The sequence below is a fragment of the Actinomycetospora aeridis genome (assembly GCF_037400275.1).
Taxonomy (GTDB): Bacteria; Actinomycetota; Actinomycetes; order Mycobacteriales; family Pseudonocardiaceae; genus Actinomycetospora; species Actinomycetospora aeridis.
In genome coordinates this window covers 433,874-457,006 of record NZ_JBBEGL010000003.1, presented here as the reverse complement: position 1 = coordinate 457,006, position 23,133 = coordinate 433,874, and the positions used below count along the sequence as shown (strand labels likewise).

The window sequence follows — 23,133 nt, the reverse complement described above, 5'->3', positions numbered from 1 at the left end:
CGCGTCAGAACTCTCCGAAATCCGGCACCTCCTCGTTCACCCTGTAGACTTGTCGAATTCGCCGACGCGATATTAGCTCCCAGTCCTCGTCGGCAGGAAGAGCCAGCGGTTGAAGGCGGGCCACGCTCCAGTCGACCTTGCCTCTGGGCGAGACGAGGACGAAGACCACCCCCGGGAAGCGATGGACCAACGTTCGAGCGGCCTCGTAAGAGCGTCGGGGTTCGAGACTGGGGATGAGAGCCACATAGGTCTGTTGCTCATCTTCCAACAGAGCGCGCACCTCCTTCGGCCGCGTCTCAGGATCGAGGCACAAGAAATCGCGCAGATGAACATCACAGCGTTCGACGAGTTCGGCAGCCAAGTCCTCACCGGTACGACCTGGAAGACGACAGGTCACCGTCAGGGGATCCGAGGCGTTGGCGCGAGCGAGTGCGTGTTCTGCGCGGAGTGAGGCATCGGCGACCACCGCCGCGAGGCGCCGGTGTGCCGGCCGCGAGCAGACCTCGTGGAGCAGCTGTGCCGTTTCGACATCAGCCCACAGAGGCACCAGGCGCTTGACGAGTGCAGCCCGTGCCGGTGCGCTCAAGTACTCCTCGACCCGGCGCAGAACTGCCAGGGCCCTGTCGTAGCCGATCCGCCCGTCCTCGGTTCGCAAGAGAGCAGCTGCGACACGCTCACGACGTGTACCGAATCGAGCAGCAGAGGCCGTGATGTCGAGCTCGACCTCGACGTCGTCGAGAACGTGAGGAGGGACGTCGGCGAGGAAATGGGCGACGTCACTGACCCAGTGGGCCGCCACGCGGCCGGAACTCATGGCACCCAACCGGGCCGGCAACGATTCGATGATCTGTCGCGCCACCCGCGGTGCTGCGGCGGGCTTGTGGGAGCCGCGTTCTTCGGGAGTGCTGCACGAGAGAGCGCCACATGGCGTTCGACCGAGCGAGCTGTCCGCGAACTCCTTCTCGTTGACGTCGCCGAGTAGAACGATTCGAACGATGAAGTCGTGCTCGGCTTTGAGCCGCCATCCGAGCATCTGAGCTTCGTCGCGCATGAACCCGGAACTGAGCGCATCGCGGTCCACGAGAATTAGTGCGGCCTCGCACGTGAGCAAGGCGTGCGCGATAGCAGGTTCGAACTCATCCCCCGGACGAATCCGGTCGAGGTCGTACCAGGCCTCCCGTCCGTACTCGCGGAGCATCGAGCCCAAGGCGGGAAGGAGATGGTTGCGGAGGTAGCGCTTCCTGTTCGCATGCTTGTTGGGGGTGTCGAGGCCCTCCGGCGAGGCGGAGCGGATCTCGTCCGCCGAACGAATCCGCGACGTATGGCTGACGAATACCGCGCCCAAGTGCTGCGAGCCCCCTCCCTACCCGGATAGGACTCTAGCTCGTCGAGCGCCGAGTCACCTCGGCACACCACTCGTCGCGCGACGTCAGGACCGGCTGCGGCCCCGCACGACCTCCCGCAGGCGCGCCACGCGCTCCGAGCGCTCTCGCTCGTCGCCCCGGCCGCCGGGCCGGTAGTAGTCGCGGCCCACCAGCTCGTCCGGCGGGTACTGCTGGGTGACCACCCCGGCGCGGTCGTCGTGCGGGTAGACGTAGCCCACCGCGTTGCCCATCGCCTGGGCGCCCGCGTAGTGGCCGTCGCGCAGGTGCGGCGGGACGGGCCCGGCGGCGCCGGTGCGCACGTCGCTCATCGCCTCGTCGATCGCGGTGATCACGGCGTTGGACTTCGGCGCGGTCGCGAGGTGGATCGTCACCTGGGCCAGGTTGATCCGCGCCTCGGGCAGGCCGATGAGCTGCACCGCCTGCGCGGCGGCGACCGCGGCCGGGAGGGCCGTCGGGTCGGCCAGGCCGACGTCCTCGCTGGCGTGCACCACGAGGCGGCGCGCGATGAAGCGTGGGTCCTCCCCCGCCACGATCATGCGGGCCAGGTAGTGCAGGGCGGCGTCGGGGTCCGAGCCGCGGATCGACTTGATGAACGCCGAGATGACGTCGTAGTGCTGGTCGCCCGCGCGGTCGTAGCGCACGGCGACCTCGTCGACCACGCGCTCGACGTCGGCGAGCGTGATCTCCCCGGCTCCCCCCACCGCGTCGGCGGCCGCCTCGAGGGCGGTGAGCGAGCGCCGGCCGTCACCCGCGGCGAGGCGCACGAGGTGGGCGCGGGCGTCCGGGTGCAGCGTCACCGCGCCGCCGAGGCCCCGCTGGTCGGCGACGGCACGGTCGAGCAGCGTGCCGACCGCCTCGTCGTCGAGGGCGTGCAGGCCGAGCACCAGCGACCGCGACAGCAGGGGCGCCACGACGGAGAACGACGGGTTCTCGGTGGTGGCGCCGACGAGCAGCACGACCCGGTCCTCGACGGCGGCGAGCAGCGCGTCCTGCTGGGTGCGCGAGAAGCGGTGGATCTCGTCGATGAACAGGACCGTGCGGCGGGGCTCGGACGCGGCGAGGCGGCGGCGGGCGACCTCGATGACCCCGCGGACCTCCTTGACCCCGGCGTTGAGTGCGCTGAGGGCCTCGAAGGCGCGGCCGGTGGCCTGCGAGATCAGCCGGGCGAGGGTGGTCTTGCCCGTCCCCGGCGGGCCGTGCAGCAGCACCGACGCCGGCGCCGCGCCCTCGACGAGCCGGCGCAGCGGGGCGCCCGGGGCGAGCAGGTGGGCCTGCCCGACGACCTCGTCGATGCTCGCCGGGCGCATGCGGACCGCCAGCGGCGCCCCCACGCCGCTGGTCGGCGCGGGTCGGTCCTCCACGACCCCCCGCGTCACGGGACGGTCGGGGTCCGGGCCGTCGGCGACGGGCTCGGGCGCCGCGACCTCGAACAGGCCCTCCTCGCTCATGCCCCGAACGGTACTGAGCACCCCTGACGGGTCACGCTCCAGCGGCACCCCGCGGTCGGGACGACGTCGACAGGCACGTGGCCGTGGGCCAGCAGCCGGCGCGCGGGCCCCGGCTCGGGCCCGGCGAGGACGATCGGCGCCCCGTCGTGGAGCGCCGCGACGGAGGCGCGGACGACGGCGTCGGCGAGGGTCTCCCCGTCGGGCACGTCCGGGGGCCACGTCACCCGCGCGACGATCTCGTCGACGCTCCCGGCGGGCGGGAGCGGGCCGGTCGGCCCGGCGACCGTGTAGCCGCCCGCCCACGCCGCCACCCGCCAGCGCCGGGGCGCGAGCCACCGGGTCAGCGCGGCCGCCCGGCGCCGCGCGGCGCCGGGGTCGGGCGGGCCGAGGGTGTCCTCCCACGGCGCGCGGACGCGACCGGAGCCGCAGGCTGCACACATCAGGGGCACACGCTCAGGCACCGCGCGGGTTCCGGGCGACGAAGTCCTGCGCGATCTCGTCGAACGTCGCCCAGCGCACCCCGTCGTGGCCGTTGATGTGCTCGATGAGCCGCTCGAGGGCGAGCAGCACCTGCGGTCGTCCCGAGACGTCGGGGTGGATCGTCATCGTGAAGGCCGCGTAGTCGCACTCGCGGTACGTCCAGTCGAACTGGTCGCGCCACATCTGCTCGATGTCGCGCGGGTTGACGAAGCCGTGGCTGTTCGGGCTGCCCTTGATGAACATCATCGGCGGCAGGTCGTCGAGGAACCAGTTGGCCGGGATCTCGACGAGGTCGGTCTCGGTGCCTCGCTCGAGCGGCTTCATCCACGTCTGCGCCGGCTGGTCGTAGTCGATCGGGGTCCAGGAGTCGCCGACGCGCACGTAGTACGGGGTCACGTCGCGGTGCATCAGCGAGTGGTCGTAGCGGATGCCGCGGTCGAGCAGGATCTCGTTGGTGACCCGGCTGAACTCCCACCACGGCGCGACATAGCCGGTGGGGCGGCGCCCGCTGCGGCGCTCGATGAGGTCGACGCAGTAGTCGAGGATCGTCTCCTCCTGCTCGCGGGTCATCGCGAGCGGGTTCTCGTGGCTGTAGCCGTGCACGCCGGTCTCGTGGCCGGCCGCGACGCAGGCGTCGAACTCGGCGGGGAACGTCTCCACCGAGTGCCCGGGCCAGAAGAACGTCTGGGTGAGCTCGTAGCGGCGGAACAGCTCGAGCAGCCGGGGCACGCCGACCTCGCCGGCGAACAGGCCCCGCGAGATGTCGTCGGGCGAGTCCTGGCCGCCGTACGAACCCAGCCAGCCGGCGACGGCGTCCACGTCGACCCCGAACGCCACGAAGATCTCTTTCGCCATGATGCTCCTCCCGACGACCCGGCTCCTCGACGACTAGGGTTCCCCCATGCGCGAGATCCTGAGCGTGCTCGAGTCCGACGCCCGTGCGACTCCCGACCGCATCGCGGCGCTCACCGGGATCGCGGAGGACGAGGTGCGCACGGCGATCGCGGCGTGGGAGGCCGACGGCGTGATCCGGCGCTACAAGGCCGTCGTCGACTGGGACCGAGCGGGCGACAGCCGCGTCACCGCGTTCGTCGACGTCACGGTGGCCCCGGAACGGGGGCGGGGGTTCGACGACGTCGCCGAGCGGATCGCGAAGTTCCGCGAGATCCGCGCGGTGCACCTGGTCAGCGGGGCGCAGGACCTGCGGGTCGAGGTGGAGGGCGCGTCGATGAAGGAGGTCGCGGACTTCGTCGCCCAGAAGCTGTCCGGCGTCGAGCGCGTCACCGCGACCAGCACCCACTTCCTGCTGCGGCGCTACAAGGACGACGGGCAGCTGCTCACCGACCCCGAGCCCGACCAGCGTCTCTCGGTGATGCCCTGATGACCCCTCCGCAGAAGCCCCTGTCCCGGGTCGTCGAGGCCTGCCCGCCGTCGGGCATCCGGAAGTTCTTCGACCTCGCCCAGACCATGAAGGGCGTCATCACCCTCGGCGTCGGCGAGCCCGACTTCCCGACGCCGTGGGGCGTGCGCGAGGCGGCCATCCACGCGCTCTCGCGCGGCGCGACGACCTACACCGGCAACTCCGGCCTGCCCGAGCTGCGCGAGCTGATCTGCGCCGACCTCGCGGCCCGTCACGGCGTCACCTACCGGCCCGCCGACGAGTGCCTGGTGACCTCCGGGGTGTCCGAGGGGCTCGACCTGGCGCTGCGGGCACTGATCAACCCCGGCGACGAGGTGATCGTCCCCGAGCCCTCCTACGTCGCCTACCAGCCGTGCGTGGCCTTCGCGGGTGGCGTCGCGGTGCCCGTCGCGATGGACCCGGCGCAGGGCTACCGGCTCGACGCCGAGCGGATCGCGGCCGCGGTGACCCCGCGGACGAAGGCGGTGCTCTTCGGCTCGCCGTCCAACCCGACGGGCGCGGCGCAGTCGGCCGAGGACCTCGCGGCCGTGGTGGCGCTGGCCGAGCGCGAGGACTTCTGGCTGGTCAGCGACGAGATCTACGACCGGCTCACCTACACCGGCACCCACACCAGCACCGCGGCGATCGCCGGGGCGTGGGACCGCACGGTGCTGCTCAACGGGTTCTCGAAGTCGTACGCCATGACCGGCTGGCGCGTCGGCTACGTGTGCGCGCCGGAGCCGCTGGCGGCGCTGATGCACCGCATCCACCAGTACACGATGCTGTGCGCGCCGCACGTCAGCCAGGTCGCCGCGATCGAGGCGCTGCGCAGCGCCGAGCCGGACGTCGCCGAGATGGTCGCCGACTACGACCGGCGCCGGCGGCTGTTCGTCAAGGGGCTCGACGAGCTGGGGCTGACCTGCCCGGAGCCGGGCGGGGCGTTCTACGCGTTCCCGTCGATCCGGGCGAGCGGGCTGTCGTCGCAGGACTTCGCCGAGCAGCTGCTGAACGAGCAGAAGGTGGCCGTGGTGCCCGGCGACGTGTTCGGCCCGTCGGGCGAGGGCCACGTGCGCTGCTCCTACGCCACCGCGCTCCCCCTTCTCGAGGAGGCCCTCGAGCGCATCGGCCACTTCCTGTCCTCCCGTACGTGAGCACTTTCCGGGCCGATGGGCCCGGAAAGTGCTCACATGGGTCAGTTGAGCTTGCGGGTGCCCTCGGGGAGACCGCCGCCGGCGTAGGCGTCCTCGGCGAGCTTCGCCAGGGCCGTCAGCGCCACGTTCTGGCTCCACGGCCCGAACGAGCAGCGGGCGACGCCCAGCTCGGCGAGGCGCGCGGTGCCCGGCATCCCGGGCACGCCGATGACGTTGACCTTGCGCTCGCCCAGTTCCGACACCAGGGCCTGGATCGTCTCCTCGGAGAGCTTCCCGGGCACGAAGAACGACGTCGCCCCGGCCTCGAGGTAGGCCCGGCCGCGCTCGATCGCGTCGTCGAGGATCACCTTCGGGTCGCGGTCGCCGCCGCGCACCCAGGCGTCGGTGCGGGCGTTGAGCGCGAAGGGCACGCCGGCCTTCTCGGCCGCGGCGACGGCCGCCTCGACCGCCGACACCGACTCGCGTAGCGGCTTGAGCTGGTCCTCGAGGTTGGCGCCGACGATCCCGACGTCGATCGCGCGGGCGACGGTGCCGCCCGGGTCGCCGTAGCCGGCCTCGAGGTCGGCCGTGACGGGCAGGTCGGTCTGCCGCGCGATCAGCCCGACCTCGCTGATCATCTCGTCGCGCGGGATGACCTCACCGTCGGGGTAGCCGCGCGACGCGGCGATGCCGTGGCTGGCGGTGGCGAGGGCCTTCGTGCCCGGGGTGTTCGCGACCGTGGTCGCGGTGATCGCGTCCCACACGTTGACGACCACGAGCAGCTCGGGTGCTTCGTGCAGTCGGCGGAGTTCAGCAGCCTTGTCAGCGGTGCTCATGGCGATCCCGTACCCCGGAACGGACGCGTTGACAGCCTCCCGGCGAGAAGGCCCACTCCGGGGAATGAACCCGCTGACCGCCGCCGACGCCCGTCGGGTCCTCGACGCCGCCGTCGCGCACGCCGAGCAGATGCCGCAGCCGATGGTGATCGCGGTCGTCGACGCCGCCGCGCACCTCGTGGCCTTCCTGCGGATGGACGGCGCGATCCTCGGCAGCATCGACGTCGCCCAGCGCAAGGCCCGCACCTCCGCGCTCTTCCGCACCGCGACCGGCGAGCTGCACGCGGCCGTCGCCGGCCCGGAGGCGCCGTTGCACGGCCTGGACACGACCAACCGCGGGTTGATCGTCTTCGGCGGTGGCGAGCCGCTGCTGCGCGACGGCGAGGTGATCGGCGCGATCGGGGTCAGCGCCGGCACGGCCGAGCAGGACACCGAAGTCGCGCGAGCGGGGACGACCGCGCTCTGAGCCACCGGCACAGGGCAGCCGCACCCGCAACCTCCGGCTCGGTGCCCTGCCGGCCCCCGGTGCACCAGAGCTCCGCGGTCCGCCTGCGGCTACCCGTCTCGCGCCACCCGTCGCCGGCACGCCGTGGCCGCCCTTCGGGCAGCCCTCTCCCGCGCACGGCGCCGGCGAAGCGGGGAGGCGGGCGTGCGTGGGCGTCAGAAGGGAGGTTCGTCCTCTTCCGGGTCGGCCCCGTGGTCGGGCGGTGGCCGCCCGTGCGGGACGTCGGTGTTCCGGGGTTTCTTCGTCGGCGGGCTGTCGGGGTAGGGGTCGTTGGTCCACATCGGTGCGTCGCCGGCGAACTCCGCCGGCGATGTGCTGGATCGGTGGTGTCCGGGGGCGGGTTCGGGCAGGTCGGGCCGGACCGGTCGTGGTGGGCGGTGGTAGCGGTGGCCGGTGGGGCTGGTCCAGACGAAGCTGCCCGGTGACGGCTGGTGGAGGCGCCAGCCGCCGTCGTGCTTGAGGCGGTGGTCGTGGGGGCAGAGCGCGTCGAGGTTGCCCTCGATGGTGGGGCAGTGGTGGGTGACGGCGACGGTGTGGTCGATGTCGGCGACCAGCGACGACGCCCGGCACGGCGGAAAGACGCAGGAGCGGTCGCGCGAGCGGATCCAGCGGGCGAGGACGGCGGAGGGGAAGCGGCGGCGTGCCTGGTCGGCGCCGTCCGGCGGCGCGGTCCAGGTCCGGAGCTGGGCGCGTAGGTCGTCGAGCACACCGGTCCACTCCCCGGGCACCATGCCCGGGCGCATCAGGTCGGTCTCGCTGATGTGGAGCTCGAGCACCGGGCGCGCGGCGGGTGAGGTGGCTCCGGGTGGGGCCGTGGCGAAGCTGCGGGGGCGGCGTCGGGTGACCAGGGCGGCGACGAGGTGTCCGTCGTCGTCGGTGACGGCGACCCGCCATTCGGCGTGGTGGAGCCGGCGGGCGAACTGGCGCGCGAACGGTGCGAGGACGATGCCGTAGCCGGGCATCGTGCCGGGCTTCTCGTCGTGACCGAGCAGCGTGAGCAGCCCGATGCGCATCTCGATCCGCGCCCGCCGCGAGCCCCGTGACGCGGTCCCTGCCGCGGGCTCGGGTGCGGGCTCGGACTCGCCGGGAGCGGCGGGCTCGGGTTCGTCAGGGTCGGGGTCGCCGGGGGCGGGGCCGTCGGCGCCGACGTGGCGGGGTGTGCTGCGGCCGGGTGGGTCGGCGGGGTCGGCGTGCGCGACGACGTGGGCGACCAGGGCGTCGTCGTCCCACCCCCGCGGACGGGGGCTGAGCAGGGCGAGGTAGATGTCGGCGCGGATGGTGTCGAGCAGACCGGGGTGCCCGGCGGCCTTGGCGCGCAGGACGAGGGTCTCGACGTGGGCGACCGAGAGGGCGCCGGCGTCGAGAGGGAGGTCGAGCCCGGAGAGGTTGAGGGTGCCGGAGTCGGTGCGCCGCGCGCGGACGCGCCGCTGCTTGCGGGCGTTGTCGTAGAGCCGGGCGGCCCAGTCGGGGTCGCTCGCCGTGGCGAGCTGCTGCAACCGTGCGATGAGCGCGGACAAGGTCAGACGGGGCGCCTCGGGCAGCACCCGCACCACCACCTGGCGGGCGTGCTCGGCGGACAGCGACGAGGTCCACGTGGCGCAGAGGCGGACCCGGTCGGTGTCGAGCAGCCCGGCGTCCCAGGCGTCCCAGAGCTCGGGGATCGCGGCGATCGCCGTCTCGGCCTGGCCCAGGAGCTTGGCGATCCGGGTGCGGGACTCGCTGAGCACCGCGCGCAGCTCGTCGGTGCAGAACTCGCCGTAGCGCTGGCAGCGCCCACCCGGCCGGGCGGGGTCGGCGCGGGCGACCTCCCGGGCCGCGAGCGCGAAGCGGGCCTCGTGGTGGGAGAGCTGGCGGCGCCACGCGGCGGCGAGGACCACGGTGTCGTGTGGCGAGGCCTCGCGGGGGTCGACCTGCTCGAGCAGGGCGCCCAGCGCCGCGCCGGGCGGGGCCGTGGCCAGCCCCTCCGGCAATGAGGCGAACACCTGTTCGAACACGGGACGAGCGTAGCGCCCACCCCCGACAACGACGCCCCGGTCCGGGGAAGTCGACGCGGCGGTGCCGGTCGTTGCCGGGTGTGGTGTCAGTCACATAGGGTCGTCGGCACCAGGCGACCGACGGGCGGCGAGATCGATGGACGACGCGACGCAGGCGGTGCTCGAGCTCTGGGACGTGGCCGAGGACGCCGTCGCCGGCCTGGACGCGGACGACTGGATGCGCCCGGCCCCCGGCCCCGAGCCGACGGTCGGCGACCTCGTCGCCCACCTCGCGGGCGACCACGGCGGCACCCACTTCGCCGGGCCGGACCAGCTGCAGTCCTCGCTCGCCGGGGCCCGGCGCCGCAGCGCACTGCGCCTCGCCGGACGCCCGCCCGGCGACCGCGAGCGCAGCGCCGACTGCCTCGACCTGTGCCTGCACGCCCACGACCTGACGACCGCGCTCGCCGCGCCCGTCGACCTCGCCGACCACGCGGCGGCGACCGTCGAGGCGTGCCGGCTGGTCATCGACATGGCGCCCCGGCTGCTCGTGTCCGCCCTCGGGGCCCGGGACGCGACCGTGCGCCTCGTCGTCCGCCGCACCGACCCCGGCCGGACGGCCGCCCTCGAGCGCACCGTGCACGTCGTCGGCGGCCGGTGCAGCGGTCCGACCGACACCCCGCCCGACGTCGTCGAGATCGACGCGGACGCCCTGCTGCTCCTGCTCGCGGGCCGCCGGCGCGCCGAGGCGCTGGCCGCCGAGGGCGCGGCCGCGTGGTCGGGCGAGGCGGCGGACGCGTTCGTCCACCGCGCCCGGCTGGTCGGCTGACCGTCAGGCGAACGCCGGGTACGGCGGCAGCGGCACGTCGCCCCCGTGCCGGCCGAGAGCCCCGACGACCGACGCCGCCAGCTCGGCCGTCGCGACTCGCCCGGCGCGCTCCGCGTCGACCCCGAGACGCCGCCACAGGGCGCTGAGCACCGCCGGCGCGTCCTCGCCCGGGTCGGCCACCACGACGTGCGGCGGGCGTGACGCCGGCCCGCCGACGACGGCGGGCAGCAGCGCGCGGGTGGCGAGCCACACCCACAGCACCTCGGCGTGCAGGAGGCGCTCGCGCAGCAGGTCGGCGTCGCCGAGGTCGGGCCACACCGGCGTCAGCTCGGCCTGCCAGGCCGCGACCATCGCCTCGGCCATGCCGGACGGCTGGGCGCGCGCCGGCCCGCCGCTCGGCAGCGGGAGCCGCAGCGACGCGCCCGTCAGCGCGATGTCCCGGAAGCAGGCCCACTCGAAGTCGAGGAACCGCGACCCGCTGCCGGTCACCAGGCAGTTGTCCGGCCGGATCTCGGCCGGGCTGAACGCGCGGTGACCCGAGCCGCCGAGCAGGCGCGCGGCCCCGCGGGCCTCGACGACCGCACTCGGCGCGGCCTCGACGCGCAGCAGCTGGGCCAGCTGGTCGGGCACCTCGGCCAGGGCCGCGCGGGCGTCGTCGGCCAGCGGGTCACGCCAGGTGCGCTCCCCGAAGCGCCGCAGCAGGGCACCGAAGTCGTCCTCGCGGCCGGCGGTGGACGCCTGCATCCGCCCGAGGGCGCGCGCCCACCCGAGCAGGGCGCGTTCGGCCGCCTTCGGGTCGCGCTCGTCGAGGCGGTCGGCCAGCGTCGCGCAGCGCCCGAGGTCCTCGAGGACCAGCATCCGGTGGGTCGGGTCGTGCGCGACGAGCATCGGGCTCGCGCGCTCCTCCGACGGCATCGCCGTGAGCAGCTGACAGGACGCCGCCTCGTAGCGGAACCGGTCGGCGCTGCCCGCGGCGGGCTCGTCGAGGTAGTGCTTCACCACGAGCGTGTGCGGCAGCGAGAACGGGTTCTCGGCCACGCGCACCCGCACGACCAGGGAGCGGGTGCTGCCGCCGAGGTCGACCGGGTCGGCGAGCCGCACGGTGGCGCCGTGGCGGCGGGTGAGCAGCTCCTCCGCCAGGGCGACCAGCTCCGCCGTGCGGTCGGCCGAGCCCGGAGAGCCGGCTGCCCGGCCGTCGGAGGTGCTCGCGTCGTCCGTCGTCAGGGGGGCCATCAGCCGGTGAACTCTACCCGCCCGGGACCTCCGGCGGGGGTGCATCGGGCACGACCGAACGCCCGTCCGGGCGTGCGCGGGGCGTCCCGCCGTGACTACGCCGGCGTCGCGAGCCCTGCACGATCAGCAGGACGATCACGCCGGCGAGCACGATCCCCACCACGTTCACCAGCAGCTGGACCAGCGATCCGGCGGCGCGCGGCCAGTCGGCGAGGACGGCGGCCACCGCCGCGAACCCGGCCGCCGGGACGGTCGTCACGGAGATGAACACGCCGACCAGCACCCCGGACCCCTCGCCCGCGACCAGCGCGACCATGCCCGCGACGCCGGCGAGGAGCGCGATGACCAGCGAGAACGGGCCGACCTGGTAGACGAACTCCACGCCGGTCAGGTTCGTCAGGGCGTCGTCGGGGATCAGCGCGCTCCCGTCGGCGACGGCGGCTGCGAGCGCGGTGACGACGAGGGCGATGGCGAACCCCGCGGCGAGCGCGAGCGCCGCCGAGCGCGCGAGCGGGCCGTCGCGCCGCACCACCGCGACCGCGAGCGCGGCCAGCGGCCCGAACTCGGGCCCGAGGACCATGGCGCCGACGACCGTGACCGGCGAGTTGGTGACGACCCCGATCGCGCCGAGCAGGCACGCGATCGTCAACATCACCACGAAGGTCACCGACAGGCGCGCCTGCGCCCCGGTCCGGCCGAGCAGCTCGTCCCAGACGACCGCGTCGACGCCCTCCCCCGGCGCCGCCGCCTCGGCCCGGTCCGCGGCCGCCGAGACCACGGTGTCGAGTGTCTCGAGCACCATCCCGCCCCGGTCGGCGCAGCCGAGCGCCCGGAGGGACCCGAGCAGCTCGTCCACCGACTCCCGGGCCACGTCGGCCTCGACGACGTCGCCCGGGGGGTCCACCGCCGCGCCCCGCAGCCGCACGACGTGCACGGCACCGGGCTCGGCGTCCAGCACGGCGAGGACGCGGTCGGTCAGGCCCTCCGCCGAGGCGGGACACAGCACGCGCAGACGGTCCACGTCACTGCACCGGTCGCTCCTGCGGCTTGACCGGCGCGGCCGGCTGCGTGTCCGGCTTCTGCTGCGCCTTCGGGGGCGCGGCGTCGACGCCCGCCTCCTTGCGCTGCAGCGCCGTGATCGGCGCCGGCGCGGCGGTCAGCGGGTCGTAGCCGCCCCCGGTCTTCGGGAAGGCGATGACCTCGCGGATCGAGTCGACGCCCGCGAGCAGGGCGCAGATCCGGTCCCAGCCGAACGCGATGCCACCGTGCGGCGGCGGGCCGTAGGCGAAGGCGTCGAGCAGGAAGCCGAACTTCTCCTCCTGCTGCTCGGGGGTCAGGCCCATCAGCGAGAACACCCGCTGCTGCACGTCCTTGCGGTGGATACGGATGGACCCCCCGCCGATCTCGTTGCCGTTGCAGACGAGGTCGTAGGCGTAGGCCAGGGCGTGCTCCGGGTCGTCCTCGAAGGAGTCGATCCAGTCGGGGTTGGGCGAGGTGAACGCGTGGTGCACCGCCGTCCACTGGCCGGACCCCACCGCGACGTCGTCGGTGCTGCCGGCCGCCTCGAACAGCGGCGCGTCGACGACCCACACGAACGACCACGAGCCCGGCGGGATGAGGTCGAGGCGACGCGCGATCTCCCCGCGCGTGGCGCCGAGCAGGGCGCGGCCCTCCGCCGGCGTGCCCGCGCCGAAGAAGATGCAGTCGCCGGGGCTCGCGCCCGCGGCCTTGGCGAGGCCCTCGCGCTCGGCCTCGCTGATGTTCTTGGCGACGGGCCCGGTGAGCGTGCCGTCCTCGCCGACGAGCACGTAGGCAAGGCCTTTCGCCCCACGCTGCTTGGCCCAGTCCTGCCAGCCGTCGAGGGTGCGCCGGGGCTGCGACGCGCCGCCGGGCATGACGACCGCGCCGACGTAGGGCGCCTGGAACACCCGGAACGGGGTGTCCGCGAAGTACTCGGTGAGCTCGACCAGCTCGAGCTCGAAGCGCAGGTCCGGCTTGTCGGAGCCGTACCGCGCCATCGCCTCGAGGTAGGGGATCCGCGGGATCGGCGTGGGGATCTCGTACCCGCCGAGCTCCGACCACAGCGCAGCCACGACCGCCTCGCCGAGCGCGATGACGTCGTCCTGGTCGACGAAGCTCGCCTCGATGTCGAGCTGGGTGAACTCGGGCTGGCGGTCGGCGCGGAAGTCCTCGTCGCGGTAGCAGCGCGCGATCTGGAAGTAGCGCTCGAGCCCGGACACCATGAGCAGCTGCTTGAACAGCTGCGGCGACTGCGGCAGCGCGTACCAGCTGCCCGGCTTGAGCCGGGCGGGCACGAGGAAGTCGCGCGCGCCCTCGGGCGTGGACCGGGTCAGGGTCGGCGTCTCGATCTCGACGAAGTCGCGGTCGGTGAGCACGTCGCGGGCGATCTTGTTGGCCCGGCTGCGGAGCCGGATCGCCGACGCCGGGCCTTCCCGGCGCAGGTCGAGGTAGCGGTAGCGGAACCGGGCGTCCTCGCCGACGTCACCGTGCTCGTCGAGCTGGAAGGGCAGGGGCGCCGACTCGGACAGCACCGTGAGCGCGGTGGCGCTGACCTCGACGGCGCCGGTCGCGAGCTCGGAGTTCTCGCTGCCGGCCGGGCGCTGCTCGACGACGCCGGTGATCTGCACGCAGAACTCCGACCGCAGCCGGTGGGACTCCTCGGCCACGTCGCCGAGACGGAACACCACCTGCACCACGCCGGACGCGTCGCGCAGGTCGATGAACACGACGCCGCCGTGATCGCGGCGGCGCGCCACCCATCCGGCGAGGGTGACCGTGGCGCCGACGTTCTCGGCGCGCAGCGTGCCGGCGGGGTGCGAGCGCATCATCTGGGGTGGTGCTCCTGGATCGCGGTGCGGACGTGGCGGGCGGTGGTGACGCCTCCCCACGAGGCTATCGACGCCCGCACCCCCGTTGCGCCCGCACCCGTCGCCCGGACGCGCACGTCACGGGCTCTCCACCGTGATGCTCGGGTGCTGCACCCGGTCCATCATCCCGTCGACGTCGGGCATGGACAGGTAGACGATCGCGGCGATCACCAGCGGCACCACGCACGTGGCGAAGACGATCGCGCCGATGACGACGTTCGAGGCCTTCCGGCTCAGCCGGCGGGCGCCGCCGCCGGCCACGCTCATGACCATCGCGCCGTCGCCCCCGTACGGGTCGTGGGGCAGGTACGGGGTCGCCACGACGAACGCGGGACGAGGTGCCCCGTGCGGCGGAGGCGGTGCCGTCGGGCCCGGCGAGCCGAGGCCGCCCCGGACGCGCGGGCCGGGCTCCCCGGCGACGCGACGGCGGTGGTCGTGCTGGCGGTGGTCGTGCTGGCGGTGGTCGTGCTGGCGGTGGTCGTGCGCGCGGCAGTCGAGTACTCACCGAGCGCGGACGAGTAGCCCCTCCGGGCGCTACTCCCCCGTCAGCGCTTCCCCCGTCAGCCGCTGCGGTCGGGGCCGGCGCGGTCGAGGTGCACCCGCAGGAGCACCCGCTGCTCGCGGCGCATGGCCTCGTCGTAGTCGTCCCAGTCGGGGTGCTCGCCGGCGACCTGGCGGTAGTACGCGCGCAGACCCTCGAGGGCCTCGGGGAGCTCGACGATCTCGACGTCGCCCTCGACCTGGATCCACCGCCCGAAGAACCCGTCGGGCAGCACGCACAGCCACGCGCGGGGCTCGCGGCGCAGGTTCTTCGTCTTCAGCGCGGTCTCGCGGGTGCTCACCACCGCCACGCCGTCGTCGTCCACCGCCACGGCGACCGGCGACATCTGCGGGCCGCCGTCACGACGCCGGGTGGTCAGCACCGCATGGTGCTGCTCGCGGATCACGGCCCGCGCCTCGTCCAGGTCCATACCGGCAGGCTAGGGGCTCACCTCACAGGAGGGAGAGCTGCTCGGCCGGGGCGGTGACCACCTCCTCGGGGACGACCGGCGGGGCGGGCACCGCGCCGTCGGGCCAGCCGGCCTTGCCCTCGAGGCCGTCCTGGCGCTCGCCGTGGCCCTGCCGCCCGCCCATGGCGTGCCCGCCGCCGGTGAGGCCGTGGCGTTCGAGCATCGGCCCGACCCGGGCGGCGAGATCGCGCCGGTAGGCGGCGTCGACGTAGGCGCCGCGGCGGTAGAGCGCGGCGTAGCGCTCGACCAGACCGGGGTGCTCGCGGCTCAGCCAGGCGTGGAACCACTCCCGCGTGCCGGGCCGCAGGTGCAGCGCGAGCACGCTCGCCCCGGTGGCGCCGGCGTCGGCGATCTCGGCGAGCAGGGCGTCGAGGGCCTCGTCGGAGTCGGTGAGCCCGGGCAGCACCGGGGCCACGAACACCCCGCAGGGCAGCCCGGCGTCCCGGATGCGACGGACCAGGTCGAGGCGCGCACGGGGCGTCGGGGTGCCCGGCTCGACCCGGCGGTGCAGCGCGGGATCGAGCAGGGCGAGGGAGACCCCGACGCCGACGGGCACGTCGCGCGCGGCCGCCGTGAGCTCGGGCAGGTCGCGCGCCAGGAGGGTGCCCTTGGTGAGGATGGAGAACGGGCTCCCCGAGGCGCCGAGGGCCCGGATGATGCCCGGCATGAGCGCGTAGCGGCCCTCGGCGCGCTGGTAAGGGTCGGTGTTGGTGCCCATCGCGACGTGCTCGCGGGTCCAGCGCGGCGAACGCAGTTCGCGGGCGAGCACCTCGGGCGCGTTGAGCTTGACCACCACCTGGCGGTCGAAATCGTCCCCGGCGTCGAGGTCGAGATAGGTGTGGGTGTTGCGGGCGAAGCAGTTGTGGCTGATGACCCCGTCGGCCACGAAGTCGCCCGTGCCGGTGGTGAGGTCGGCGAGCGTGTGGACGCCCGGCAGCTCCTCGACCGCGAGGACCACGCGCCCGCCCGGGGTGTCGCTCGGCGGCGCCGGCGCGACCGGCGGCGAGCCCGGGCGGCGGAACGCCTCGTCGGCGAGCGCCTCGGCACCGACCAGGGCGTCACCCACCCACAGGTGGGGCCGTTCCGCGCCCTCGCAGCCCTCCGGACGGACGTGCACCCAGCCGCGCGGGGTCAGGAACCGGTGATCCGCACTGGCCACCAGCGCTGTGCCGTCGACGAGCCGCACCCGCCACGCGGGCTTCGTGGTGGTCCACGCGTCGTGCACCGGCGTCGGCACCAGGCTGCGGGCGCCGCCGCGCATCTCGGTGCCCACCACGAGATCGCCGACCCGGACGTCGGCCAGCCGCACGCTCGTGCCGTCGACCATCAGCACCGGGGTGTCGGGCGCGAGGCAGTAGGTGCACGCGTGGCTGCACCCCCGGTAGGGGTTGACCGTCCACGAGAACGGCATCGGCGACGCCCCCGGCACCCGGTTGAGCACCGAGCGCGCCCGGACCTCGTGGAACGTGATGCCGGCGAACTCGGGCGTCCGGACGCTGCGGACCAGCCCCTTGAGCGCGGGCATGCCCGGCAGTTCTTCGGGCCCCCCGGCAACGTTCTGAGCTTCCCACCGCACCCCGATATTCGAACACGTGTTCGATGTCGGGGCAACCGCTGTCCGGGCCACCATCCTCGCCGTGGACGACGCCCGCCGCCTGTGGACCTTGCTCGAGCCCCTGCACGCCGTCACGTACTTCACGCCCGAGGCCCGGGAGGCCGCCGACGCGGTGGGCCTGCGCGGGTTCTGGATGGGCTACGTGGCCCAGCGCGCCGCCCCGCTCGGCGCCGTCGGCCCGGACGCCGCCTGGGCCTGCTTCCACGGCTTCCACCGCGACCGCATCACGCGCGCCCTGCCCGACGCCTGGGGTTTCGCCGATCCCGCGACGTGCCTCGAGGCCCGCCTCGACGGCGCCGACCGGGCGCTGCGGCGGCTGCTCGGTGACGTCGAGGATCCCGCCGTCGCCGAGGCCGCCGACCTCGCGTGGACGGCCGCCGCGGCCGCGGACGCGCAGGGGCGGGTCCTCGCGGCCGCCAACCAGGGCCTGCCACGACCCGGCGCGCCGCACCTCGCGCTCTGGCAGGCGGCGACGACGCTGCGCGAGCACCGGGGCGACGGCCACGTCGCCGTGCTCGTCACCCGGAGCGTCGACCCCGTGTCGGCACACCGGCTCAAGACCGCCGCCGGGGAGTCGGGCGCGCTGCAGGAATCGCGCCGGCTCGACGACGAGGTGTGGGCGTCGGCGGGCGAGGGCCTGCTCGCCCGGGGCTGGCTCGACGGCGACGGCGCCCTGACCCTGGCCGGCCGGGAGGCACGGGAGGCCATCGAGCGCGACACCGACCGTGCCGCCGCCGGACCGTGGCGCGCACTCGGGGGCACGGCCACCGACCGCCTGGCCGAACTGCTCCACCCGCTCGCCGTCGCCGCCGGGGACGCGATCCCCTTCCCCAACCCGATCGGCCTACCGCGGCCCTGACGTTTCGGTACCACCGGTACGCGGTACCAGGGGTCAACAGTAGATCGGAGTGTCGATGAGTGCCTTCACCCTCGAACTGACCCCGGCCCACCACGAGCTGGTCCGGCGGACCCACGCGTTCGCCGAGGACGTCGTGCGGCCCGCCGCCGCGCACTACGACGCCACCGAGGAGTGCCCCTGGGAGATCGTGGACCGGGCGGCGCAGGAGGGCTTCTACAACGCCCTCTTCTACGCCGACCTGATCGCCGACCCGACCGGTCTGTCGCTCCCCCTGTTCCTCGAGGAGATGTTCTGGGGGTGCGCCGGGATCGGGCTCACCGTCGTGCTGCCCGCGCTCGCCCTCTCCGCGCTGAACCAGGCCGGCACCCCCGAGCAGGTCGCGCGCTGGGCGCCCGAGATGTTCGGCGAGCCGGGCGACATCAAGCTCGCCGCGCTCGCGGTCTCCGAGCCGCAGGGCGGCAGCGACGTCGCCAACCTGCAGACCCGCGCCCGACGCGAGGGCGACGGGTGGGTCCTCGACGGGGACAAGATCTGGATCGGCAACGGGGGCATCGCCGACGTGACGATCGTCAACGCCGTCGTCGACCCCGAGCTCGGGACGAAGGGCCAGGCCATGTTCGTGGTGCCCAAGGACACCCCGGGCATGGAGCAGGTGCGGCGGCTGCGCAAGCTCGGGCACCGCGCGTCGCACACCGCCGAGCTGTCCTTCCGGGACTGCCGCATCCCGGCCGAGAACCTGCTCGGCGGCGAGGACAAGCTCGAGCACAAGCTGGAGAAGGCCCGCCGCGGGGAGGGCAAGCCGGCCGCACTGGGCACCTTCGAGCAGACCCGCCCGATGGTCGCGGCCATGGCGCTCGGCGTCGCCCGGGCGAGCTTCGAGTACGCCTGCTCCTGGGCCCGCGAGCGCGAGGCGTTCGGCGGACCGATCCTCGACAACCAGGGCGTCTCCTTCCCGCTCGCGGACCTCGCCGCGGACATCGACGCCGCGCGGCTCCTGTGCTGGCGCGCGTCGTGGATGGCCGCCAACGGCGTGCCGTTCCAGCTCGGCGAGGGGTCGATGTCGAAGCTCAAGGCCTCCGAGGTGGCCGTGCGGGCCGCCGAACAGGCGGTGCAGACCTGCGGCGGCTGGGGCTACGTCGACGACCTGCCGGTCGAGAAGTGGTACCGCGACGCGAAGCTCTACACGATCTTCGAGGGGACCAGCGAGATCCAGCGGCTGGTCATCGGCCGCTCCCTGGCCGATCCCGAGGCCACGGCGACGCCGCTGCACCACCACCTCCCCGGCGACCACGGGGGCGTCAGCCGCAAGTTCGGCCACGGGTCGCTGGCACGCGCCCGCGCCGGGGAGGCGTTCCTGCGGCTGGCGAAGAAGGCGCCGGACCCGGTGCTGCGCCTCGGGGGTCGCCTCGCCTCCCCCGGGGCCTGAATCACGGCTCGATGACGACGACCTCGCCCGGCACCGGCGAGGCGGCCAGCGCACCCGGGGCGTCGTCGAGCCCGATGCGGCGGGTCACGAGCGCGGCGACGTCGAGGCGCCCGCTCGCGACCAGCTCCATGAGCCGCGGGTAGTCGGCCGCCGCCATGCCGTGGCTGCCGAGCAGGTGGAGCTCGCGGGCGACCACCTCGGGCACCGGTACGGTCGGCTCGCTCGCCAGCAGCCCGACCTGAACGAGCGTGCCCTGGGTCCGCAGCGCGCGGACCCCGAGCGCGAGGGAGTCGGCGCGACCGGCCGCCTCGACCGCCACCCGCGCACCACCGCTCCCGAGCGCGTCGCGCACGCCGTCGGGTCCGATCGACGGGTCGAGCGCGGCCGTCGCCCCCAGCGCGAGGGCCCGCCGCCGCGCCTCCGGTGCCGGGTCCACGACGACGGCCTCGGCGTCCAGCGCACGGGCGACGAGCACCGCGGCGAGCCCCACACCCCCGGCGCCCAGGACCAGGAGACGCTCCCCCGCCCGCAGACCGCCGCGGTCGACGACGGCGCGGAACGCGGTGGCGACCCGGCACCCGAGCAGGGCCGCGCCGCCCCCGTCGAGGTCGTCGGGGACCGCGACGAGGTTGGTGTCGGCGTAGCGCAGCGCGACGAGCTCGGCGAAGGACCCGTCGTGGGTGAAGCCGGGCTGCTCCTGGTCCGGACAGACCTGCGCCCGACCCGCGGCGCAGGCGCCGCACCGTCCGCAGCCCTGGACGAAGGGGGTGGTGACGCGGTCGCCGACCCGGGCCCACCGCACCTCTCCACCGACCGCCACGACCCGTCCGACGAGCTCGTGTCCCGGGACGAACGGCGTGACGACCCCGGCGTCGTGCCCGCGCCAGGCGAAGCGGTCGCTCGCGCACAGCCCGGTCACCTCGACGGCCACGACGACGCCGTCGGGGGCCGGCACCGGATCGGACCGCTCCACGACCGTCGGCTCGACCCCGAACTCCTCGACCACCACGGCGCGCACGGGCCGAGTCTCCCCCCGCGTCCGGTTCGTCGCGGTCCCGGCGATGATGGCCGGGTGACGTCCCCCCGGCCGCCGGCGCGCCGCTCGCGCACCGGCGCCACCGCGGAGGAGGACGACGCGCCGACCGGGCCGATCCGCGTCGAGCGCGATCGAGCGGGTGGATCTCCTGACGTTGAACGTGGGCGTGGCCCCTCTCGGCGTGCTGAATCGGACGCTGGGACACCCCGGGCCTCGTCGCGGGCCAAGACCTCGGGGCGGCGGCGCGCGGACCCGCCGGCGCCGAGCGGGCACGGCCACGGACATGGCCACGGCGGCGGGGACCTCGACGGACCGTCGGGACGGCGGGTGCGCTGGGTGCTCGCCGCGTTGTTGGCCCCCTGCGCGCTGGCGGTGCTGATCGGTCTCGTGGTGCTCGCGCCCTCACCCGGCGAGTACGCCGCGGTCGGCGCCCGGGCCGCGACCGGCCAGGGCGCCCCCGGCCTCGGCTCGCAGACCCCGGTCGACGCCGAGGTGACCCGCGCCGCCGGCGAGTCCGACTGCACCGACCCGAACCTGCCGTCCCCCGGCCCCGGCGAGGGCTGCGTGGCCGTGACCCTGCGTCTCGGCGAGGGCCCGGCGGCGGGGAGCACGATCGTCACCCTCGCGCCGGCCACGCCCGGCTCGCCGCGCTTCGCCGTCGGCGACCCCGTGGTGCTCGGCTGGGCCGGCGGCGACCCCGCCGACCCGCTGACCTACACGATCGTCGACTTCCAGCGCGGCACGCCGCTGCTGGTGCTCGGCGCGGCGTTCGCGCTCGCGGTGCTGCTGCTGGGCCGCTGGCAGGGGCTCGCCGCGCTGGTCGCCCTCGGGGTCACGCTCGGGGTGCTCGCCCTGTTCGTCCTGCCCGCGCTGGCGACGGGCTCGCCGCCCGTCGCGGTCGCGCTCACCGCCTCCGGGCTCATCGTCGGCGTCGTGCTGCCCCTGACGCACGGGGTGTCGGCGCGCACCGCCACCGCCGCGCTGGGCACGCTCGCGAGCCTCGGGCTGATCGGCGTGCTCGCCGTGCTCTTCGCGGCCGCCTCACGGCTCACGGGGCTCGGCGAGGAGGCCTCGGAGCTCGCCGGGGTGCTCGGGACGGGACTCGACCTGCGCGGGCTCCTCCTGGCCGGCGTGGTCATCGGCGCGCTCGGCGTGCTCGACGACGTCACCGTCACCCAGACCAGCGCCGTCTGGGAGCTGCACCGCGCTGACCCGGCCACCCGGCTCGCCGACCTCTATGGTGCCGCCATGCGCGTCGGCCGGGACCACGTCGCCTCCGCGGTGAACACCCTCGTGCTCGCCTACGCCGGGGCGGCGCTGCCCCTGTTGCTGCTGTTCGCGCTCGCGGGGCGGGGTCTCGGGGACCTGCTCACGGCGGAGGACGTGGCGCAGGAGGTCGTGCGGACCCTGGTCGGCAGCATCGGGCTGGTCGCCTCCGTGCCGCTGACGACGTTCCTCGCCGCCGTCGTCGTCCGTGCCGTCAGCACGACCACCAGCACCCGCACCGAGCCCCGGGGTGAGCCCGCATGAGCCGACCCGCCCTCCCCCGTGCCGTCGAGCCCGCGCCGAGCGGGGTCCTCGACACCGCCCGCGCCCTCGTCGTCGCCTCGACCCGGACGGCGGTCGAGCTGACGCTGCACGGCCCGGCGATCGTGCGCGGGATCGCCGACATCGCCACCCAGGGCGCGCGCAGCACGGCCGACCTCAGCCCGCTCGTCGCCGATGCCCTGCGCGCCGTGCCGCGTCTCGTGTCGATGCTCGAGCAGCTGCTCCCCGTCGCCTCCGGACTGCAGCACACGCTCGACGAGCTCGCGCCCGACCTGACCCGTCTCTCCTACGCGAGCGACGCCCTCGACCGCCTCGCGGGCGCCGTCGACGATCTCCACGCCCTCGCCCGCGCCGTCCCCACCCTCGAGCGGATCGCCGGGGCCGCCCCCGCGCTCGACCGGCTCGCCGACGCCGCGCCGGCCCTCACCCGCCTCGGCGACGCGACCGCCGACCTGCACGCCCTGGCCGAGGCCGCGCCCGCCCTGCAGGCCATCGCCGGCGCCGCACCCGACATCCACGCCCTCACCGAGGCCGTCCCGGCCCTCCAGCAGATCGGCGAGGCCCGGAGCGACATCGCCGCGCTCGCCGAGGCCGTCCCCGCCCTCCAGCAGATCGGGGAGGCCCGCGGCGACATCGCCGCCCTGGCCGGCGCCGTCCCCGCGCTGCACGCGATCGCCGGCGCCGCGCCCGACATCCACACCCTCGCCGAGGCCGTCCCCGCCCTGCAGCAGATCGGCGAGGCCCGCGGCGACATCGCCGCGCTCGCCGGCGCCGTGCCCGCCCTGCGGCAGCTCGGCGAGGCGGCACCGATGCTCGAGCAGCTCGCGGGGGCCGCGCCGGCGCTGCAGCAGCTCGGGGCGGCCGTGCCGCACCTCGAGGAGCTCGCCGGCGCCGTCCCGACCCTGCAGCGCCTCGCCGGGGCCGTCGACGACCTCGGCGCGCTGGCAGGCGCGACGAGCGACCTGCGCACCATCGCGGGCGCGACGGGGTCGGTCGCGCAGATCGCGCACGGGGTGCCGTCGGTGGGCCGCCTGGCCGAGGCCGTGCCGACCGTGAGCGCCCTCGCCGACGCCGTGCCGACGATCACCCGGCTGGCCGAGGCCGTCCCGACGATCGCTGCGCTGGCCGAGGCGGTCGACGACCTGCACGCCCTGACCGCCTCCGTCGACGACCTGCACTCCCTCGCCGCGGCCGCCCCGGCGCTGGGGCAGATCGCGGGCGCGGTGGACCACGTCGAGACCCTGGCGCGTCACGCCGACTCGACGTTCCCCGAGGTCCCGACGCGCCTGGCCACCCTCGACACGTCGCTGACGACCGCGGCCGGCGAGCTGCAGAAGGTCAGCCCCGACCTGCGCACCCTCGCCGGGCGCATCGACAACCTCGACGAGGAGATCAAGGTCCTCGCCGACGCGCTCGCCCCGCTGCAGGGCACGACCGAGCGCCTCGGGCGCCTCGTCGACCGCCTCCCCGCCGGCCGCAAAGGCCGCTCGGGCGAGTAGGCCGTCCGGCGTACGTGAGTGAAATTGTGGGCTA

Annotated in this window: 22 protein-coding genes; 9 read left to right on the top strand and 13 right to left on the bottom strand. The window is 74.9% G+C overall.

The features are described from left to right. Window positions 1-4: 4 nt before the first annotated feature. The 4 genes from WCD41_RS12730 to WCD41_RS12715 all read right to left on the bottom strand — a co-directional run bounded on the left by WCD41_RS12730 (window position 5) and on the right by WCD41_RS12715 (window position 4,168). Window positions 5-1,345: a toll/interleukin-1 receptor domain-containing protein gene (locus WCD41_RS12730; protein WP_337713796.1), complete on the bottom strand. Its 1,341-nt coding sequence runs from the start codon at window positions 1,343-1,345 to the stop codon at window positions 5-7. A gap of 84 nt (window positions 1,346-1,429) precedes the next feature. Next, window positions 1,430-2,833, bottom strand: coding sequence for a replication-associated recombination protein A (locus WCD41_RS12725; protein ID WP_337713795.1), 1,404 nt, complete (start codon window positions 2,831-2,833; stop codon window positions 1,430-1,432). Beyond that, complete coding sequence (locus tag WCD41_RS12720; RefSeq protein ID WP_337713794.1) at window positions 2,830-3,273, bottom strand: hypothetical protein; 444 nt, start codon at window positions 3,271-3,273, stop codon at window positions 2,830-2,832. The genes WCD41_RS12725 and WCD41_RS12720 overlap by 4 nt, the downstream gene beginning before the upstream one ends. A gap of 13 nt (window positions 3,274-3,286) precedes the next feature. Further along, window positions 3,287-4,168, bottom strand: coding sequence for a polysaccharide deacetylase family protein (locus WCD41_RS12715; protein ID WP_337713793.1), 882 nt, complete (start codon window positions 4,166-4,168; stop codon window positions 3,287-3,289). A gap of 46 nt (window positions 4,169-4,214) precedes the next feature. Between WCD41_RS12715 and WCD41_RS12710 the strand changes: the two genes are divergently transcribed. Both WCD41_RS12710 and WCD41_RS12705 read left to right on the top strand, forming a co-directional pair. Continuing rightward, entirely contained in the window at window positions 4,215-4,694 is a 480-nt protein-coding gene (locus WCD41_RS12710) for an Lrp/AsnC family transcriptional regulator (RefSeq protein WP_337713792.1), read from the top strand. Then, the gene (locus WCD41_RS12705; protein WP_337713791.1) at window positions 4,694-5,863 is read left to right on the top strand and encodes an aminotransferase class I/II-fold pyridoxal phosphate-dependent enzyme; all 1,170 of its coding nucleotides are present in this window, start codon (window positions 4,694-4,696) and stop codon (window positions 5,861-5,863) included. Before WCD41_RS12710 ends, WCD41_RS12705 begins: the two co-directional genes overlap by 1 nt. Before the next feature lie 41 nt (window positions 5,864-5,904). Here the strand turns inward: WCD41_RS12705 and WCD41_RS12700 are convergent, their stop codons facing one another. Continuing rightward, entirely contained in the window at window positions 5,905-6,678 is a 774-nt protein-coding gene (locus WCD41_RS12700) for an isocitrate lyase/PEP mutase family protein (RefSeq protein WP_337713790.1), read from the bottom strand. 64 nt (window positions 6,679-6,742) lie between these two features. Between WCD41_RS12700 and WCD41_RS12695 the strand changes: the two genes are divergently transcribed. Beyond that, window positions 6,743-7,144, top strand: coding sequence for a GlcG/HbpS family heme-binding protein (locus tag WCD41_RS12695; RefSeq protein WP_337713789.1), 402 nt, complete (start codon window positions 6,743-6,745; stop codon window positions 7,142-7,144). 194 nt (window positions 7,145-7,338) lie between these two features. Here WCD41_RS12695 and WCD41_RS12690 read toward each other — a convergent pair whose 3' ends face one another. Continuing rightward, window positions 7,339-9,177: a hypothetical protein gene (locus tag WCD41_RS12690; RefSeq protein ID WP_337713788.1), complete on the bottom strand. Its 1,839-nt coding sequence runs from the start codon at window positions 9,175-9,177 to the stop codon at window positions 7,339-7,341. 136 nt (window positions 9,178-9,313) lie between these two features. On the opposite strand from WCD41_RS12690, the gene WCD41_RS12685 reads away from it, so the two are divergent. Beyond that, window positions 9,314-9,985, top strand: coding sequence for a hypothetical protein (locus WCD41_RS12685; protein ID WP_337713787.1), 672 nt, complete (start codon window positions 9,314-9,316; stop codon window positions 9,983-9,985). Window positions 9,986-9,988: 3 nt separating this feature from the next. Here the strand turns inward: WCD41_RS12685 and WCD41_RS12680 are convergent, their stop codons facing one another. From WCD41_RS12680 to WCD41_RS12665, 4 genes are all read right to left on the bottom strand, one after another. After that, entirely contained in the window at window positions 9,989-11,218 is a 1,230-nt protein-coding gene (locus tag WCD41_RS12680) for a hypothetical protein (RefSeq protein WP_337713786.1), read from the bottom strand. A gap of 13 nt (window positions 11,219-11,231) precedes the next feature. Beyond that, on the bottom strand, window positions 11,232-12,224 hold the full coding sequence (locus WCD41_RS12675; RefSeq protein WP_337713785.1) for a DUF389 domain-containing protein: 993 nt from the start codon (window positions 12,222-12,224) through the stop codon (window positions 11,232-11,234). Between the two features lie 16 nt (window positions 12,225-12,240). Beyond that, on the bottom strand, window positions 12,241-14,067 hold the full coding sequence (gene aspS, locus WCD41_RS12670) for an aspartate--tRNA ligase (protein WP_337713784.1): 1,827 nt from the start codon (window positions 14,065-14,067) through the stop codon (window positions 12,241-12,243). Window positions 14,068-14,184: 117 nt separating this feature from the next. Beyond that, entirely contained in the window at window positions 14,185-14,427 is a 243-nt protein-coding gene (locus WCD41_RS12665) for a hypothetical protein (RefSeq protein WP_337713783.1), read from the bottom strand. Between the two features lie 24 nt (window positions 14,428-14,451). Here WCD41_RS12665 and WCD41_RS12660 point away from each other — a divergent pair, with 24 nt between their 5' ends. Further along, window positions 14,452-14,628 (top strand): hypothetical protein, encoded by a 177-nt coding sequence (locus WCD41_RS12660; protein ID WP_337713782.1) that lies wholly within the window; start codon window positions 14,452-14,454, stop codon window positions 14,626-14,628. 38 nt (window positions 14,629-14,666) lie between these two features. On the opposite strand, the gene WCD41_RS12655 is transcribed toward WCD41_RS12660, so the two are convergent. Both WCD41_RS12655 and WCD41_RS12650 read right to left on the bottom strand, forming a co-directional pair. Further along, a complete protein-coding gene (locus WCD41_RS12655) occupies window positions 14,667-15,077 on the bottom strand; it encodes a PPOX class F420-dependent oxidoreductase (RefSeq protein ID WP_337713781.1) in 411 nt (136 codons plus the stop codon). A 22-nt stretch (window positions 15,078-15,099) separates the two neighbouring features. Beyond that, a complete protein-coding gene (locus tag WCD41_RS12650; RefSeq protein WP_337713780.1) occupies window positions 15,100-16,746 on the bottom strand; it encodes an Rv2578c family radical SAM protein in 1,647 nt (548 codons plus the stop codon). Between the two features lie 7 nt (window positions 16,747-16,753). Here WCD41_RS12650 and WCD41_RS12645 point away from each other — a divergent pair, with 7 nt between their 5' ends. Together WCD41_RS12645 and WCD41_RS12640 are read left to right on the top strand one after the other, a co-directional pair. Next, the gene (locus WCD41_RS12645) at window positions 16,754-17,590 is read left to right on the top strand and encodes an SCO6745 family protein (protein WP_337713779.1); all 837 of its coding nucleotides are present in this window, start codon (window positions 16,754-16,756) and stop codon (window positions 17,588-17,590) included. Between the two features lie 55 nt (window positions 17,591-17,645). Continuing rightward, entirely contained in the window at window positions 17,646-19,016 is a 1,371-nt protein-coding gene (locus tag WCD41_RS12640; protein WP_337713778.1) for an acyl-CoA dehydrogenase family protein, read from the top strand. Window position 19,017: 1 nt separating this feature from the next. Here the strand turns inward: WCD41_RS12640 and WCD41_RS12635 are convergent, their stop codons facing one another. Continuing rightward, entirely contained in the window at window positions 19,018-20,034 is a 1,017-nt protein-coding gene (locus WCD41_RS12635) for a zinc-binding dehydrogenase (RefSeq protein ID WP_337713777.1), read from the bottom strand. Window positions 20,035-20,379: 345 nt separating this feature from the next. Between WCD41_RS12635 and WCD41_RS12630 the strand changes: the two genes are divergently transcribed. Both WCD41_RS12630 and WCD41_RS12625 read left to right on the top strand, forming a co-directional pair. Beyond that, window positions 20,380-21,582 carry a YibE/F family protein gene (locus WCD41_RS12630; RefSeq protein WP_337713776.1) on the top strand — a complete coding sequence of 401 codons (1,203 nt, stop codon included), beginning with the start codon at window positions 20,380-20,382 and terminating at the stop codon, window positions 21,580-21,582. After that, complete coding sequence (locus tag WCD41_RS12625) at window positions 21,579-23,099, top strand: hypothetical protein (protein ID WP_337713775.1); 1,521 nt, start codon at window positions 21,579-21,581, stop codon at window positions 23,097-23,099. The genes WCD41_RS12630 and WCD41_RS12625 overlap by 4 nt, the downstream gene beginning before the upstream one ends. The last annotated feature ends 34 nt before the right edge of the window (window positions 23,100-23,133 follow it).

Excerpts from the sequence above, each read along its gene's own strand:
- WCD41_RS12695 (WP_337713789.1), top strand. The coding sequence starts at position 6,743 with ATGAACCCGCTGACCGCCGCCGACGCCCGTCGGGTCCTCGACGCCGCC.
- WCD41_RS12715 (WP_337713793.1), bottom strand. The coding sequence starts at position 4,168 with ATGGCGAAAGAGATCTTCGTGGCGTTCGGGGTCGACGTGGACGCCGTC.
- aspS (WP_337713784.1), bottom strand. The coding sequence starts at position 14,067 with ATGATGCGCTCGCACCCCGCCGGCACGCTGCGCGCCGAGAACGTCGGC.
- WCD41_RS12700 (WP_337713790.1), bottom strand. The coding sequence starts at position 6,678 with ATGAGCACCGCTGACAAGGCTGCTGAACTCCGCCGACTGCACGAAGCA.
- WCD41_RS12625 (WP_337713775.1), top strand. The coding sequence starts at position 21,579 with ATGAGCCGACCCGCCCTCCCCCGTGCCGTCGAGCCCGCGCCGAGCGGG.
- WCD41_RS12655 (WP_337713781.1), bottom strand. The coding sequence starts at position 15,077 with ATGGACCTGGACGAGGCGCGGGCCGTGATCCGCGAGCAGCACCATGCG.
- WCD41_RS12680 (WP_337713786.1), bottom strand. The coding sequence starts at position 11,218 with ATGGCCCCCCTGACGACGGACGACGCGAGCACCTCCGACGGCCGGGCA.
- WCD41_RS12685 (WP_337713787.1), top strand. The coding sequence starts at position 9,314 with ATGGACGACGCGACGCAGGCGGTGCTCGAGCTCTGGGACGTGGCCGAG.
- WCD41_RS12705 (WP_337713791.1), top strand. The coding sequence starts at position 4,694 with ATGACCCCTCCGCAGAAGCCCCTGTCCCGGGTCGTCGAGGCCTGCCCG.
- WCD41_RS12725 (WP_337713795.1), bottom strand. The coding sequence starts at position 2,833 with ATGAGCGAGGAGGGCCTGTTCGAGGTCGCGGCGCCCGAGCCCGTCGCC.
- WCD41_RS12720 (WP_337713794.1), bottom strand. The coding sequence starts at position 3,273 with ATGTGTGCAGCCTGCGGCTCCGGTCGCGTCCGCGCGCCGTGGGAGGAC.
- WCD41_RS12710 (WP_337713792.1), top strand. The coding sequence starts at position 4,215 with ATGCGCGAGATCCTGAGCGTGCTCGAGTCCGACGCCCGTGCGACTCCC.
- WCD41_RS12640 (WP_337713778.1), top strand. The coding sequence starts at position 17,646 with ATGAGTGCCTTCACCCTCGAACTGACCCCGGCCCACCACGAGCTGGTC.
- WCD41_RS12650 (WP_337713780.1), bottom strand. The coding sequence starts at position 16,746 with ATGGTGGCCCGGACAGCGGTTGCCCCGACATCGAACACGTGTTCGAAT.